The sequence below is a fragment of the Streptomyces sp. NPDC005898 genome (genome assembly GCF_040629635.1).
Taxonomy (GTDB): Bacteria; Actinomycetota; Actinomycetes; order Streptomycetales; family Streptomycetaceae; genus Streptomyces.
Genome location: NZ_JBEXWC010000020.1, coordinates 101,671 through 114,943, shown reverse-complemented (window position 1 = coordinate 114,943; position 13,273 = coordinate 101,671). Strand labels below are relative to the sequence as shown.

General features: G+C 73.8%; 13 protein-coding genes and 1 tRNA gene. 9 read left to right on the top strand and 5 right to left on the bottom strand.

Translation table 11 applies throughout. The features are described from left to right. Window positions 1–155: 155 nt before the first annotated feature. Window positions 156–725, bottom strand: coding sequence for a heme-binding protein (locus tag ABZ385_RS24695; RefSeq protein ID WP_358913182.1), 570 nt, complete (start codon window positions 723–725; stop codon window positions 156–158). A gap of 309 nt (window positions 726–1,034) precedes the next feature. Between ABZ385_RS24695 and ABZ385_RS24690 the strand changes: the two genes are divergently transcribed. Genes ABZ385_RS24690 through ABZ385_RS24680 form a run of 3 tightly spaced genes read left to right on the top strand, consistent with a single transcriptional unit; the run spans window position 1,035 to window position 3,381 of the window. Continuing rightward, window positions 1,035–2,198: a sensor histidine kinase gene (locus tag ABZ385_RS24690; protein WP_358913200.1), complete on the top strand. Its 1,164-nt coding sequence runs from the start codon at window positions 1,035–1,037 to the stop codon at window positions 2,196–2,198. After that, the gene (locus tag ABZ385_RS24685; protein ID WP_358582660.1) at window positions 2,195–2,848 is read left to right on the top strand and encodes a response regulator transcription factor; all 654 of its coding nucleotides are present in this window, start codon (window positions 2,195–2,197) and stop codon (window positions 2,846–2,848) included. Before ABZ385_RS24690 ends, ABZ385_RS24685 begins: the two co-directional genes overlap by 4 nt. A 29-nt stretch (window positions 2,849–2,877) precedes the next feature. Beyond that, on the top strand, window positions 2,878–3,381 hold the full coding sequence (locus ABZ385_RS24680; protein ID WP_358582663.1) for a hypothetical protein: 504 nt from the start codon (window positions 2,878–2,880) through the stop codon (window positions 3,379–3,381). 570 nt (window positions 3,382–3,951) lie between these two features. Here ABZ385_RS24680 and ABZ385_RS24675 read toward each other — a convergent pair. Further along, window positions 3,952–4,635: a pentapeptide repeat-containing protein gene (locus ABZ385_RS24675; protein ID WP_358913180.1), complete on the bottom strand. Its 684-nt coding sequence runs from the start codon at window positions 4,633–4,635 to the stop codon at window positions 3,952–3,954. A gap of 150 nt (window positions 4,636–4,785) precedes the next feature. On the opposite strand from ABZ385_RS24675, the gene ABZ385_RS24670 reads away from it, so the two are divergent. Both ABZ385_RS24670 and ABZ385_RS24665 read left to right on the top strand, forming a co-directional pair. Next, window positions 4,786–5,814 carry a zinc-binding dehydrogenase gene (locus tag ABZ385_RS24670; RefSeq protein WP_358582668.1) on the top strand — a complete coding sequence of 343 codons (1,029 nt, stop codon included), beginning with the start codon at window positions 4,786–4,788 and terminating at the stop codon, window positions 5,812–5,814. A 151-nt stretch (window positions 5,815–5,965) separates the two neighbouring features. Beyond that, window positions 5,966–7,216 (top strand): GNAT family N-acetyltransferase, encoded by a 1,251-nt coding sequence (locus ABZ385_RS24665; RefSeq protein WP_358582762.1) that lies wholly within the window; start codon window positions 5,966–5,968, stop codon window positions 7,214–7,216. A 68-nt stretch (window positions 7,217–7,284) separates the two neighbouring features. On the opposite strand, the gene ABZ385_RS24660 is transcribed toward ABZ385_RS24665, so the two are convergent. Further along, the gene (locus ABZ385_RS24660) at window positions 7,285–7,761 is read right to left on the bottom strand and encodes a GNAT family N-acetyltransferase (RefSeq protein WP_358700166.1); all 477 of its coding nucleotides are present in this window, start codon (window positions 7,759–7,761) and stop codon (window positions 7,285–7,287) included. 68 nt (window positions 7,762–7,829) lie between these two features. Then, window positions 7,830–8,648, bottom strand: coding sequence for a thioredoxin domain-containing protein (locus ABZ385_RS24655; RefSeq protein ID WP_358913179.1), 819 nt, complete (start codon window positions 8,646–8,648; stop codon window positions 7,830–7,832). 165 nt (window positions 8,649–8,813) lie between these two features. Between ABZ385_RS24655 and ABZ385_RS24650 the strand changes: the two genes are divergently transcribed. Beyond that, on the top strand, window positions 8,814–10,235 hold the full coding sequence (locus ABZ385_RS24650) for an FAD-dependent oxidoreductase (RefSeq protein ID WP_358913178.1): 1,422 nt from the start codon (window positions 8,814–8,816) through the stop codon (window positions 10,233–10,235). A gap of 43 nt (window positions 10,236–10,278) precedes the next feature. Here the strand turns inward: ABZ385_RS24650 and ABZ385_RS24645 are convergent. After that, window positions 10,279–10,355, bottom strand: a tRNA-Thr gene (locus tag ABZ385_RS24645). Between the two features lie 210 nt (window positions 10,356–10,565). Between ABZ385_RS24645 and ugpC the strand changes: the two genes are divergently transcribed. From ugpC to ABZ385_RS24630, 3 genes are all read left to right on the top strand, one after another. Beyond that, on the top strand, window positions 10,566–11,702 hold the full coding sequence (gene ugpC, locus ABZ385_RS24640; RefSeq protein WP_358582723.1) for a sn-glycerol-3-phosphate ABC transporter ATP-binding protein UgpC: 1,137 nt from the start codon (window positions 10,566–10,568) through the stop codon (window positions 11,700–11,702). 280 nt (window positions 11,703–11,982) lie between these two features. Beyond that, window positions 11,983–12,441, top strand: coding sequence for a hypothetical protein (locus tag ABZ385_RS24635; protein ID WP_358582726.1), 459 nt, complete (start codon window positions 11,983–11,985; stop codon window positions 12,439–12,441). Window positions 12,442–12,502: 61 nt separating this feature from the next. Then, window positions 12,503–13,222 carry a nucleotidyltransferase family protein gene (locus ABZ385_RS24630; RefSeq protein WP_358582729.1) on the top strand — a complete coding sequence of 240 codons (720 nt, stop codon included), beginning with the start codon at window positions 12,503–12,505 and terminating at the stop codon, window positions 13,220–13,222. Window positions 13,223–13,273: the final 51 nt, after the last annotated feature.

Sequence of the window (13,273 nt, the reverse complement as noted above, 5' to 3'; positions counted from 1 at the left end):
CGCAGGCGAGGGTACGGAGCACGGGGGCGGCTCGGCCGGCCGGAGATCGCAGGTCCACGCCGATGATCTTATGCGGCAATTGTTCGGCCTTGGGGCGGCCGGGGTCCCCGGGGCGGGCCGGGGGCGCGGTCCGGGAAGTGGTGGCCCGGGGGTGGTCAGCGGTTCAGGGCCGCGACGCCCGCCTCGGCGAACTTCTCGTCCAGGTCACCGCTCGGGGCGCCCGCGACACCGATGCCGGCGACGGGCGCGCCCTTGGCGGTCACCGGGGCGCCGCCCGCGAGGAACAGCGTGCCGGGGATGTCCTTCAGGTTCGGGGCCTGCTCCAGGCGCTTGGCCAGCTCGGAGGTGGGCGCGTTCCAGGAGACGGCGGTGTACGCCTTCTTCTCGGCGGACTCGTACGCCTGCGGGCCCGCGCCGTCGCCGCGCAGCGTGACGATGGTGTTGCCGTTGCGGTCCACGACGGCGACGGAGACGCGCTGGTTCTCCTTCTTCGCCGCGTCCAGGGTGGCCTGCGCGGCCTTGGTGGCGGCGGCGACGGTCAGGTGCGTCGACCGCGTCAGGTTCTTGTCGCCCGCGTCGGCGGTGGCGGCGGCGGGCTTGGCGGCCGGGGCGCCGGTGCTCGCGGAGACGGCGTTCGCGGAGACGGCGCCGAGGGCACCGGTGCTGAGGGCGGCGACGGCGACGGCACCGGTGAGGACGCGGGCGCGGCGGGAGATCTTCTGCATCGGGTGCTCCTTGGAGGGCGGCGGAAGGGGCGTTTGCCCCTGCCATCGATCCTCCGGCCGTTTCCGGGCCCCACCCCTCGGCGTACCGGCTCGGAGCCGGCCGCGACCCGGCCGACACGAGGGTCAGCCGATCGGTTGACCCGCCGGTGGCCCCGCCGGGCCACAATGAGGATGTTCGCCCAGTTCAAGCAAGGCGTCACGCCGCACGATAGGGAGGCCCCCGTGGTGGCACGGCCCGCGCCGGCCCCGGGCCCCGCGACCAGGGAGGCGGGGGCACCCGACCCCGATGCCCGCTGGCTGGCAGCCGTCATGCACACCGCGTTCTTCCTGCTCCTCGGCTCCTCGCTGGTCCGCTTCCTGCTCCGGCACCCCGCCGGGCCCCGCACCCCGTGGATCATCGCCCTGTCGGTCTGCCTCGCACTGCTCTACCTGTCCGGCCCCGCGCTCGGCGCCCGGTCCGCGCCGCACCGCCTCGCCTGGCTGATCCTCGTCGTGGCCGCCTGGAGCGTCCTCGTCGTCCTCGCGCCGAGCTTCGCGTGGTGCGCGGTGCCGCTCTTCTACACCGGGCTGCGCACGCTGCCGCCCCGCGCCGCGCTGTTCCTGGTGGCCGTCCTGACCGCCTTCGTGGTCGCCGCGCAGTTGCGGCTCGCGGGCCGCTTCGACCCGAACCTGCTGTTCGCGCCGCCCGCGTGGGCCGCCGTGGCGAGCGCCGTCTTCCTGTACATGCAGCGCCAGGCGGCCCGCCAGCGCGTCCTCATCGACGACCTTCTGCGCACCCGGCGCGAACTGGCCGCCACCGAACGCCGCGCGGGCACGCTCGCCGAGCGCCAGCGGCTGTCCATGGAGATCCACGACACCCTCGCGCAGGGCCTGTCCAGCCAGCAGATGCTGCTCCAGGCGGCCGACCGCCTCTGGGACACCGACCCCGCCAGGGCCCACGCCCACGTCCGTACCGCCGAGTCGATCACCGAGCGCGGTCTGGCCGAGGCCCGCCGCTTCGTGCACGACCTGGCGCCCGCCGACCTCGCCGACGGCGGCGGCCTCACCGAAGCCCTGCGGGCCCTCGCCGAACGGGAGTCGGACGCCGGTCTGACCGTCCGCCTCCACGTGGAGGGCACCCCGGTGCCGCTGCCCGACCGGGTCGGCTCCGCGCTGCTGCGCATCGCCCAGGGCGCCCTGGCCAACGTACGCGAGCACGCGGACGCCACGACGGCCGCGCTGACCCTGACGCTCCTGGACGACCAGGTGGTCCTGGACGTCGCGGACGACGGCCGCGGCTTCACGCCGCCCGCGGCCGGCCGGCCCACGGCGGGCGTACGGGGCCACGGGCTGCCCGCCATCCGCGCCCGGGCGGGTCAGCTCGGCGGCATGCTGACCGTCGAGTCGGCGCCGGGCGAGGGCACCGTCCTCTCCGTGTCGATCCCCATCCCGTCGGAGACCCCCTCGTCGATGCCCCAGGAGTCCCCGTCATGAGCCCATCGCGCCCCGTCCGCCTGCTGGTCTGCGACGACCACGTCGTCGTCCGCGCGGGTCTGCTGGCCCTGCTCGGCAGCGCCCCGGACATCGAGGTGGTCGGCGAGGCCGGCACCGGTGAGGAGGCGGTCGCCCTGGCCGCCAAGCTGACGCCCGACGTGGTCCTCATGGACCTGCAACTGGGCGCGGGCATCGACGGCGTGGAGGCCACCCGCCGCATCACCTCGCCCTCCCCCGACGCCCCGCCCCACGCCCCGCCCCACGTCCTGGTCCTGACCACCTACGACACGGACGCGGACATCACGCGGGCGATCGAGGCGGGCGCGACGGGCTACCTGCTCAAGGCGGAGCGCCCCGAGGAGCTGTTCTCCGCGATCCACGCCGCGTCCCAGGGCCGCACCGCGCTCTCGCCGCCGGTCGCCTCCCGCGTCATGGCCCGCATGCGCGCCCCGCGCCCCACGCTCACCGACCGCGAACGCGACATCCTCGGCCAGCTCTCCCAAGGGCTCGGCAACCGCGACATCGCCCGGGCCCTGTTCATCAGCGAGGCCACCGTCAAGACCCACCTGGGCCGCATCTACGACAAGCTCGGCGTCGACACGAGGGCGGGCGCGGTGGCGGTGGCGAAGGAACAGCGGCTGCTGCCGTGAGGATGGCCGGGCCGTGACACCATCGAACCGTGCTCGACATCGGTTACGCCCTCTCCCGCCGCTTCCCGGACCCCCCTGAGCTGGACTACGGCAGGGCGGACGTCCACACGCTCCGGCACGACCTGTTCTGCGGGGACGTGTATCTGGCGGACACCAAGGCCGACCGGGAACTGTCCACAGCCTGGGGATGGGTTCCCGTCCTGGACTTCGCGTGGGCGCTGTGCGACATCGTCGAGACGCTGGACAAGAACCCGCTCGGCAGCCGCGCCTCCCGGCCGCAGTACGCCGAGCTGGACTTCACGGAGTCCACGGACCGCATGCTGTTCACCCGCCGCTTCGGCTGGGTGGACATCGAGGCGGACTGGATGGACCCGGAGGAGCCCGCGCTGAGCTTCTCCCACGCGGAGCTGCGGCGCGAGGCGCGTGACTTCCTCCACGACCTCGTCGCGGACCTCACCGACCTGCACGACTCCCTCGCAGACAACCCCACCATCTGGGCCCTCCAGTCCCGCTTCCCCCGCGTCTCCGACTGACCCCGCCGCCACCCCGGCGGACGGGCAGCGCCCCGCCACCCCGCCGGACGGCGAGACGCCCACCGCCCCGGCGCACGGGGAGACGGCCACCGCCCCCACCCGGGCGGAGACGCCCACCGCCCCGCAACTCCGGCGCAGACAGCCAGCGCCTGACCACCCCGGCGGACGGGGAGACGGCCACCGCGCGGGGCGGCGCCTCACTCCCCGAAGCCCGGCGGACGGCGAGACGGCCACCGCCCCCACCCCGGCGGACGGGGAGACGCCCACCGCCCCGCCACCCCGCCGGACGGCGAGACGCCCACCGCCCCCCACCCCGGCGCACGGGGAGACGCCCACCGCCTCGCCACCCCGGCGGACGAGGAGAAGCCCAGCGCCCCCCACCCGGCGGACGGGGAGACGCCCAGCGTCCCGCCACCCCGGCGCACGGGGAGACGCCCACCGCGCGGGGCGGCGCCTCACTCCCCGAAGCCCGGCGGACGGCGAGACGGCCACCGCCCCCACCCCGGCGGAGACGCCCACCGCCCCCGCACCCCGCCGGACGGCGAGACGCCCGCCGCGCGGGGCCGCGCCTCACTCCCCGAAGCCCGCCACCCGTACGCCCACCTCCGCGGCGAAACCCGCCGCCAGTTCCATCAGCTGCTCGGGGCTGATCACCGCCCCGGCCAGGCTGCCCACCCCGCGCACGATCTCCAGCTCCCCCGCCGCCCGCAGGTCCACGTCCTTCATCCGCGCCCCGCCGAAGTCCGCGCCCCGCAGCACGCAGTCCCGGAACTCCACCCGCTCCAAGGACGCCAGCGCGAAGTCCGACTCCACAAGCACGCACCCCTCGAAGATCACGTCCCGCAGCCGCGCCTTCCGCAGATTCAGGCAGTCGATCTTCCCGCCCCGCACCATCACCCGCTCCAGCACGGCGCCGTGCAACTGCACCCCGCCCAGCCGCGCGTCGACCACCTCGACGTCCCTCAGCGACGCCTCCGCGAGATCCGTGCCCACGCCCCTCGGCTCCGTCAGGACGCAGTCGACGAACCGCGCCCGCGTCAGCCGGGTCTCCCCGAACCCGCAGCCCACCAGCGCGCAGTCCATGAAGAACGCGCCGCCCCCGTCCTGCCCCCCGAGGTCGAGCCCGCCGAACTCCACCCCGTCGTAGTCCCCGTCGGGCTCCAGCTCCCCGCCCCCGAAGGACCGCAGCGGCGGCAGCCGCACCTCGGCCCGCCGGGCCGCCACGACCGCGCCCACGCTCTTCCTCTGACCCATGCGCCCATCGTGCCCGCCCCCACTGACAACGCCGCCACCGACGCCCACCACCCATGGGGGTTGACCTCAAGTCCGCTTCAGGTTGAAAGCTGGGCCCCGAAGCCGCCGCCCTCCCACCGGGGCGGCCCCGCCCCCCGTGAGGAGCCCACCATGCACGCCATCCGCCTCCACGCCTTCGGCCCCGCCGAGAACCTCGTGTACGAGGAGACGGCGGCCCCCGAACCGGCCGCGGGCCAGGTCCGCGTCGGCGTCGCCGCGGCCGGCGTGCACCTGCTGGACACCGCGATCCGCGAGGGCGTACGTGGCCCGCTGCCCGAGCTGCCCGCCCTGCCCACGATCCCGGGCCGCGAGGTGGCGGGCACCGTCGACAAGGTCGGCGAGGGCGTCGACCCGGCCTGGCTCGGCAGACGCGTCGTCGCCCACATCGGGCTCGCCCCGGGCGGCTACGCCGAGCAGACCGTCACGGAGGCCTCCCGCCTGCACGAACTCCCCGACGACCTGGACTTCGCCGAAGCCGTCGCCCTCATCGGCACGGGTCGTACGACGATGGGCATCCTGCGGTTCGTGGAGCTCACCCCCGAGACGGTGGCCGTCATCCCCGCCGCGGCCGGCGGCATCGGCACCCTCCTCACCCAGTACGCCAAGCACCGGGGCGCCACCGTCATCGGCCTGTCGGGCGGCCCGCGCAAGGTGGCCCGCGTCCGCGCGAACGGCGCGGACCTGGCCGTCGACTACACCGACCCGGCCTGGCCCGACACGGTCCGCGCCCACCTGACGGACAGCCTCGGCGGCCGCGCCGCCACCGTCGTCTTCGACGGCGTGGGCGGCGAGGCGGGCCGGGCCGCGGTCGACCTGCTCGGGCCCGGCGGCCTGCACGTCGTCTTCGGCTGGTCCGGCCAGGGCATCCACGACGACGAGGCACCGGCGCCGACGCCGACGCCGAGCGAGCAGGAAGCGGCCGGACGCGGCATCACGCGGGTCGACGTCCTCGGACCGGCGATGCTGCGGCAGGCCGGCGGCGACAACCCCCTGCGCACACTGGAGGAGGCCGCCCTCGCCGAGGCGGCCACGGGCCACTTCACCCCGGCCGTCCAGCGCTACCCCCTCGCACAGGCGGCGGCCGCGCACCGCGCGCTGGAGACGCGCGGCACGATGGGCAAGGTCGTACTGATCCCCTGACCCCTTGAGTCCCTTTGCCCCTGAGCCACTGAGCCACTGAGCCGTCCCCGCCCCTCCGCATCGGGAGCGGCTTTCGGAACCCCGCCTTCCACTACGGCCCGAAATTCACCTGCCCGCACGGCGTTCGGGAACTAACGTCCGTTATATGGATATGGAATCCGTCCCGCCCGCGACCACCCCCGCACCCGCCCGCTCCCTCCGGTTCCGCGACGTCCCCGAGGCGGGGATCGACGGCGCCCTGTCCCTCGCGTACCTCGTCTTCCACGAGAGCCCCGAGGACGAGAAGCGCAAGCACCACCACGACCTGCTGCTCGACTGCATCCGCGTCGGCGCCTACGACGGCGACCAACTCGTCGGGTTCCTCGCGGCGTTGCCCTTCACCGTGTCGGTGCCCGGCGGCGAAGTGCCCTGCCCCGGGCTGACGTTCGTCTCCGTGGCGCCGACGCACCGGCGCCGGGGCGTGCTCTCCGGGATGATCGCCGAGCTGTTCGCCAGAGCGGCGGCGGACGGCGCCCCGATCGCCGCCCTGTGGGCGTCGGAGGACGCGATCTACGGCAGGTTCGGCTTCGGCCCCGCCACCCACGGGAACACCCTGGAGATCGACTCCCGCCGCCCCCTGGCCCTGCGCATCGCCCCGGACGAGCGCCCGTTGCGCCTGGTCGACCCGTCCGACGCCCCGGAGCTGCTCGGCCCGTACTACGACCGCACCCGCGCCGGCCGCGCGGGCCGCCTCGCCCGCACCCCGGCGTGGTGGCGCGAGGAGTGGATGGTGGAGAAGGACGAGGAGGACGACGAGCTGTCGCCGCCCCGCGTCGTCACGCTCGGCACCCCGGTCGCCGGGTACGCGGTCTACCGCACCAGGACCCGCGACGACGCCCCGGGCCTCGTCCGCCTGGACGACCTGGAGGCCGACACCCCGGCCGTCGCCGCCGCCCTGTGGCGCTACCTCGCCGCCATCGACCTGACGGGCGAGGTCCGCGCCTGGGGCCGCCCCCTGGACGACCCGCTGCTGCTCTTCGCCGCCGACCGGGACCAGGTACGCGTCACCGGCCAGTTCCCCGCGCTGTGGGTGCGGCTCATCGACGTACGCGCGGCGCTGACCGCCCGCTCCTGGGCCGCCCCGGTGGACGCGGTCCTCGACGTGCGCGACGACCGCCTCCCCGCCAACGCGGGCCGCCACCGCCTGACGGCGACCCCCGAGGGCTGCGCGTACGAACCGACGGACGCCCCCGCCGACCTCTCCCTCGACGTGCGCGACCTGGCGGCCGCCTACCTGGGCGGGACGAGCATCGCCGCCCTGGCCAGCGCGGGCCTCGTCCAGGAACACACGCCGGGCACGGCCACGGCCCTGGACGCGGCGCTGCGCACCGCCCTCCTGCCGCACACCGTGGACGAGTTCTAGGGGGTCCTCAGGGGGTGCCTCTGGGGTACCTAAGGGGTGTCTAGGCGGCTGGGGTACCTAGGGGGTGTCTAGGCGGCGCCGAGGGCGGTGAGCGCGTCGTCGGTCAGCCGGTACACGGTCCACTCGTCCTGGGGCCGCGCGCCGAGCGCCTCGTAGAAGTGGATGGAGGGTTCGTTCCAGTCCAGGACGGACCACTCCATCCGCTCGTAGCCGCGCTCCACGCAGATGCGGGCGAGTTCGGTCAGCAGCGCCCTGCCGTGTCCGGCGCCGCGTGCCTCGGGGCGTACGTACAGGTCCTCCAGGTAGATGCCGTGCACGCCGCGCCACGTCGAGAAGTTGAGGAACCACAGCGCGAAGCCCACCGCCTCGCCGGTCGCGTCGTCCTGCGCGATGTGCGCGAACGCGGCCGGCCGCTCCCCGAAGAGCGCCTCGCGCAGCTGCTCCTCGGTGGCCCTCGCCTCCTCGGGCGCCTTCTCGTACGCGGCGAGGTCGCGCACCAGGGCGTGGATGACGGGGACGTCGGCGGGGGTGGCGGTACGAATCATGGGGGCAGGCTAGCCAGCGCCCCCGCGCCGACGTCAGTGCCGTCCACGGGTCGGACCCGGGGCCCTGGTCAGGAGATTCCGGCCGTCCTCAGCTCCTTGGCGAAGGCCGCCCGGTCGTAGAGGGAGTCGCCGGCCGGCTTCTTCCCGTCGACGAGGACGGTCGGCGTGCCCTGGATGCCGTCGGCCGTGAACGTCCGCATCGCCTCACCGACCCACTTCTTGTACGTCCCCTTGGTCACCGCCTTGTCGAAGGCGGCGCCCCGCAGCCCGTCGACCTTGCCGGCGATGTTCAGCAGGAAGGCCGGCGTGTAGGCGTCGTCCGACTCCTCCGCGGGCTGGTTGGCGAAGACGGCCGCGTGGAACCTCGGGAATTCGCCCGCCTCCACCGACGCCCGCAGCGCGTTCGCCGCGTTCACGGAGCCGCTGCCGCCGAGGTTGCCGTCCAGGAAGGAGGCGATCACGTACTCGACCTTGACCTTGCCGTCGGCCACCGGCCCGACCAGGGCCTGCGCCCCGCCCTCCTCGAACTTCTTGCAGAAGGGGCAGCGCGAGTCCTCGTAGATCTTGACCGTGTGCCCGGCCTTCGGGTCGCCGACGGTGATGACGCCGCCCCGCACGGAGGCGGGCGTCTCGGCGAGCCGCGCGCTGGACGCCGGCGGGGCCTTGGCCTCCGGGGCGTCGGACGCGGGGGCCTCGGACGCGGGGGCCTCGGACGCGGGCCGCTTCGACTCGGGCGCGGCGGAGGAGGACTTCGCGGCACCGCCGTCGCCGTCGCCGTCGGGGCCGCAGGCGGACGCCGCCACCCCGATCAGCGCCGCGGCCACCACGGCGGTGGCGACGCGTGCGGCCTTGCGCCCGGTCTTGCGCCCGGCCTTGTCTACGGCCATGAGTCGAGCCCTCCAAGTATGCGATCAAGCGTGCGATGGGTTTCGCACAAAGTAGCGGAACGCGTGCGGTGTCCCACCCGCCGGACGGTCCGGCCACCGGGACCTCCGCCCCGAAGACCGCTCCACCCCTGCCCACCGCCCCCACCTGCGCAGTACCGTCCGCCCATGAGCAGCAGCACGGCCCACACGGGCACCCCCGGCACCGTCAACGGCGGCATATCGTTCTGGTACGCGGACGACGGCCTGCCCCCGGCACGCGAACCCCTCACCGGCGACACCACGGCGGACGTCTGCGTCGTCGGCGGCGGCTACACCGGCCTGTGGACGGCGTACTACCTGAAGAAGGCCGCCCCCTTCCTGCGCATCACCGTCCTGGAGCAGAAGTTCTGCGGCTACGGCGCCTCGGGGCGCAACGGCGGCTGGCTCTACAACGGCATCGCGGGCCGCGACCGGTACGCCCAGTTGCACGGCCGCGAGGCCGCCGTCCGCCTCCAGCAGGCCATGAACGCGACGGTCGACGAGGTGATCCGCGTCGCCGCGGAGGAGTCCATCGAGGCCGACATCCACCACGGCGGCGTCCTGGAAGTCGCGCACACGCCGGCCCAGTTGGCCCGCCTCAAGGCGTTCCACGAGCGGGAGGTGTCCTACGGCGAGAAGGACCGCACCCTGCACGGCGCCCGCGAGACCGCCGAACGCGTCCGCGTCACGGGCGCCGTCGGCTCCACCTGGACCCCGCACGGCGCGCGCCTGCACCCGGTGAAGCTGGTCAAGGGCCTGGCCCGCGCCGTCGAGGCGCTCGGCGTCACGATCCACGAGTCGACGCCGGTCACCGAGATCAAGCCGAAGCACGCGCTCACCCCGTACGGCACGGTGCGCGCCCCCTACGTCCTGCGCTGCACGGAGGGCTTCACGGCCTCCCTCAAGGGCCAACGCCGCACCTGGCTCCCCATGAACTCCTCGATGATCGCGACGGAACCCCTGACGCCCGCCCAGTGGGAGTCCATCGGCTGGGAGGGCCGCGAGACGCTCGGCGACATGGCGCACGCGTACATGTACGCCCAGCGCACCGCCGACGACCGCATCGCACTCGGCGGCCGGGGCATCCCCTACCGCTACGGCTCGAAGACGGACAACGACGGCCGCACCCAGGCCGCCACGATCGAGGCCCTCCACACCGTCCTGACCCGCTTCTTCCCCCAACTGGCCGGGGTCCGGATCACCCACGCCTGGTCGGGCGTCCTCGGCGTCCCCCGCGACTGGTGCGCCACCGTCACCCTGGACCGCGCGACGGGCCTCGGCTGGGCGGGCGGCTACGTCGGCTCGGGCGTGGCCACCGCCAACCTGGCCGCCCGCACCCTGCGCGACCTGGTCCAACAGGACTCCGGCCAGGCGGGCCCCACCGACCTCACGACCCTCCCCTGGGTCGACCACAAGGTCCGCAAATGGGAACCGGAACCCTTCCGCTGGCTGGGCGTCCACGCCATGTACGCCACCTACAACACCGCCGACCACCGCGAACGCACCACCCACACCCCGGAGACCTCCCCCTTGGCCCACTGGGCAAACAAACTAACGGGCCGCCACTAAACGCCAAAACCCCAGGTCAGACCGTTCTGACCCGGGGTTCCCGTGGAGCCCCCTGTCGGATTCGAACCGACGACCTACGCATTACAAGTGCGTTGCTCTGGCCATCTGAGCTAAGGAGGCACACGCGGCGCCGCGCGCATCGCGTCCGTGCAGTGTAACCAACGACTCCCCCGCCCCCGTCGAAAATATCGGCGAAGCCCGGCACGCCTCGACTACTGACAGACCGCGGACCTCCGGGGTACGGTCACGAGCAGTTCACCCCGGTGGACTACACCACTCCCTCTACTCGGATCGTCCGGCACGTTCCTGCCGGTGAAGGGGGCCCTCACCATGGCCACTGTTACGTTCGACAAGGCGACCCGCGTGTACCCGGGTTCCGAGAAGCCCGCCGTCGACGGCCTCGACATCGAGATCGAGGACGGCGAGTTCCTCGTACTCGTCGGCCCGTCCGGCTGCGGCAAGTCCACCTCGCTCCGCATGCTCGCGGGGCTCGAGGACGTGAACGCGGGCGCGATCCGCATCGGGGACCGCGACGTCACGCATCTGCCGCCGAAGGACCGGGACATCGCCATGGTGTTCCAGAACTACGCGCTGTACCCGCACATGACCGTCGCCGACAACATGGGCTTCGCCCTGAAGATCGCCGGCGTCAACAAGGCCGAGATCCGCCAGAAGGTCGAGGACGCCGCGAAGATCCTGGACCTCACGGAGTACCTCGGCCGCAAGCCGAAGGCGCTCTCCGGCGGTCAGCGCCAGCGTGTCGCCATGGGCCGCGCCATCGTGCGCGAGCCGCAGGTCTTCCTCATGGACGAGCCGCTGTCCAACCTCGACGCCAAGCTCCGCGTGTCGACGCGCACGCAGATCGCGAGCCTCCAGCGCCGCCTCGGCATCACCACCGTGTACGTCACGCACGACCAGGTCGAGGCCATGACCATGGGCGACCGCGTGGCCGTCCTCAAGGACGGGCTCCTCCAGCAGATCGACTCGCCCCGCAACATGTACGACCGTCCGGCGAACCTCTTCGTCGCGGGCTTCATCGGCTCCCCCGCCATGAACCTCGTGGAGGTCCCGATCACCGACGGCGGCGTGAAGTTCGGCAACTCCGTGGTGCCGGTCAGCCGCGAGGCCCTGAGCGCCGCCGCCGACCGCGGCGACCGCACGGTCACCGTCGGCGTCCGCCCGGAGCACTTCGACATCGTCGAGCAGGACGGCACCACCGCGAAGTCCCTCTCCAAGGCGTCCGAGGACGCCCCGGCCGGCCTCGCCGTCTCCGTCAACGTGGTCGAGGAGCTCGGCGCCGACGGCTACGTCTACGGCTCCGCCGAGGTCAACGGCGAGCACAAGGACCTCGTGGTCCGCGTGAACGGCCGCCGCGTCCCGGAGAAGGGCACCCAGCTGCACGTCGTGCCGCGGCCGGGCGAGACCCACGTCTTCTCCACCTCGACGGGCGAGCGCCTCTCCGACTGACGCACACCCCGAGCACACCCGAGGGGCGAGCGCCTCTCCGACTGACGCACACCCCGAGGGGCCCCGCGCCGAGCGAGCGCGGGGCCCCTCGGCGTCTCCGCCGGGCCCGCCGGGCCCGCCCACGACGACGGCGTTGTCGACAAATACCCCGGCACACCCGGCATTTCGCCCCCGCCGCGCCCCGCCCGCGTCAACACCGCGCCAGAGAAACCTCCTTCGTCGTCGCTCGACCGAGTGACAAAATGTCGCCAAATCATCACCGAGCGCTACGCTGCCTCGCGTGACGCACTCCGCCAACTACACCCAGAAGCCGCGCCGAGCCCACCGGGGCCCCGCCCGCCGCATCGGCCGCACGCTCGCTCTCGTCCTGCCCGTGATGCTGGTGCTTTCCGGGACCCTCGCGGTCACCAGCGTCAACTGGTCGGGGAGCACCTCGGATTCGATGCTGACCGCATCCGCCGACAACCTCTCCGTGCCGGCCAAGTCCCGCGCCCCGCAGGACATCCTGCGCGACCGGCTGCTCCTGGAACTCCAGGAGAAGAACCCCGGCACCACCCTCACCCACCTCCAGCAGGAGGTGGACCGCCATCCGTCGCTGGCCCGCCACTGCGCGGCCATCGCCCGCGCCCTCGGCCGCGCCGCCGTGCGCAAGTACGGCCCGACGCGCGCCCAGTCGTACGCCAGGCCCGTGTGCGACACGTCCTACGCGGCGGGTGTGGCGGCCCACCAGAACCGCTGAGCCGAGCGGCCCGCACCGCGGCGTGGGGTCTTCGGCGTGAGCACGCCGTAGGGTTTCCGCCATGACCACGCTGAACCCCACGCAGGCCGTAGTCCTGGCCGGCGGCCAGGGCTCCCGCCTGAGGCCGTACACCGACGACCGGCCCAAGCCGATGGTCGAGATCCCCGGCACGGGGACCCCGATCATCGGCCATCAGCTTGCCTGGCTGGCCGCGGAGGGCGTCACGGACGCCGTCGTCTCCTGCGGCCACCTCGCCGAGGTCCTCCAGGAGTGGCTCGACTCCGCCGACCTCCCGCTGAACGTCACCACGGTCGTCGAGAAGGAACCCCTCGGCCGCGGCGGCGGCCTCAAGTACGCCGCCCGCCACCTCCCCCACGCCGACCGCCCCTGGTACGCGACGAACGGCGACATCTGGACCCGCTTCTCGCTGCGCGACATGGCGGCCTTCCACGCCGAGCGGGACGCCACCGCGACCCTCGCCCTGGCCCGCCCCCGCATCCCGTGGGGCGCCGTCGAGACGGACACCTTCGGCCACATCACGGACTTCGTCGAGGCCCCGCCGTCCCCGTACCTCATCAACGCGGGCGTCTACGTCTTCTCCTCGTCCTTCACCGCGCTCCTGCCGGACCTCGGCGACCACGAGCGCACCACGTTCCCCCGGCTGGCCCGCGAGAAGCGCCTGGCGGGCTTCCCGCTGCCGCAGGGCGCCTACTGGCGCGCGATCGACACGGCGAAGGACCTCACCGAGGCCGCCAAGGAACTGGCCGCCCAGGCCCGTTGAGGCCCCCGCCCCGCCGCTTTCCGTCCGTACGTCGAAGGGGCCCCGCACAGC

Coding starts and splice junctions, on each gene's coding strand:
- ABZ385_RS24630 (WP_358582729.1), top strand. CDS start 12,503: ATGACCACGCTGAACCCCACGCAGGCCGTAGTCCTGGCCGGCGGCCAG.
- ABZ385_RS24650 (WP_358913178.1), top strand. CDS start 8,814: ATGAGCAGCAGCACGGCCCACACGGGCACCCCCGGCACCGTCAACGGC.
- ABZ385_RS24670 (WP_358582668.1), top strand. CDS start 4,786: ATGCACGCCATCCGCCTCCACGCCTTCGGCCCCGCCGAGAACCTCGTG.
- ugpC (WP_358582723.1), top strand. CDS start 10,566: ATGGCCACTGTTACGTTCGACAAGGCGACCCGCGTGTACCCGGGTTCC.
- ABZ385_RS24695 (WP_358913182.1), bottom strand. CDS start 725: ATGCAGAAGATCTCCCGCCGCGCCCGCGTCCTCACCGGTGCCGTCGCC.
- ABZ385_RS24665 (WP_358582762.1), top strand. CDS start 5,966: ATGGAATCCGTCCCGCCCGCGACCACCCCCGCACCCGCCCGCTCCCTC.
- ABZ385_RS24675 (WP_358913180.1), bottom strand. CDS start 4,635: ATGGGTCAGAGGAAGAGCGTGGGCGCGGTCGTGGCGGCCCGGCGGGCC.
- ABZ385_RS24655 (WP_358913179.1), bottom strand. CDS start 8,648: ATGGCCGTAGACAAGGCCGGGCGCAAGACCGGGCGCAAGGCCGCACGC.
- ABZ385_RS24685 (WP_358582660.1), top strand. CDS start 2,195: ATGAGCCCATCGCGCCCCGTCCGCCTGCTGGTCTGCGACGACCACGTC.
- ABZ385_RS24690 (WP_358913200.1), top strand. CDS start 1,035: ATGCACACCGCGTTCTTCCTGCTCCTCGGCTCCTCGCTGGTCCGCTTC.
- ABZ385_RS24660 (WP_358700166.1), bottom strand. CDS start 7,761: ATGATTCGTACCGCCACCCCCGCCGACGTCCCCGTCATCCACGCCCTG.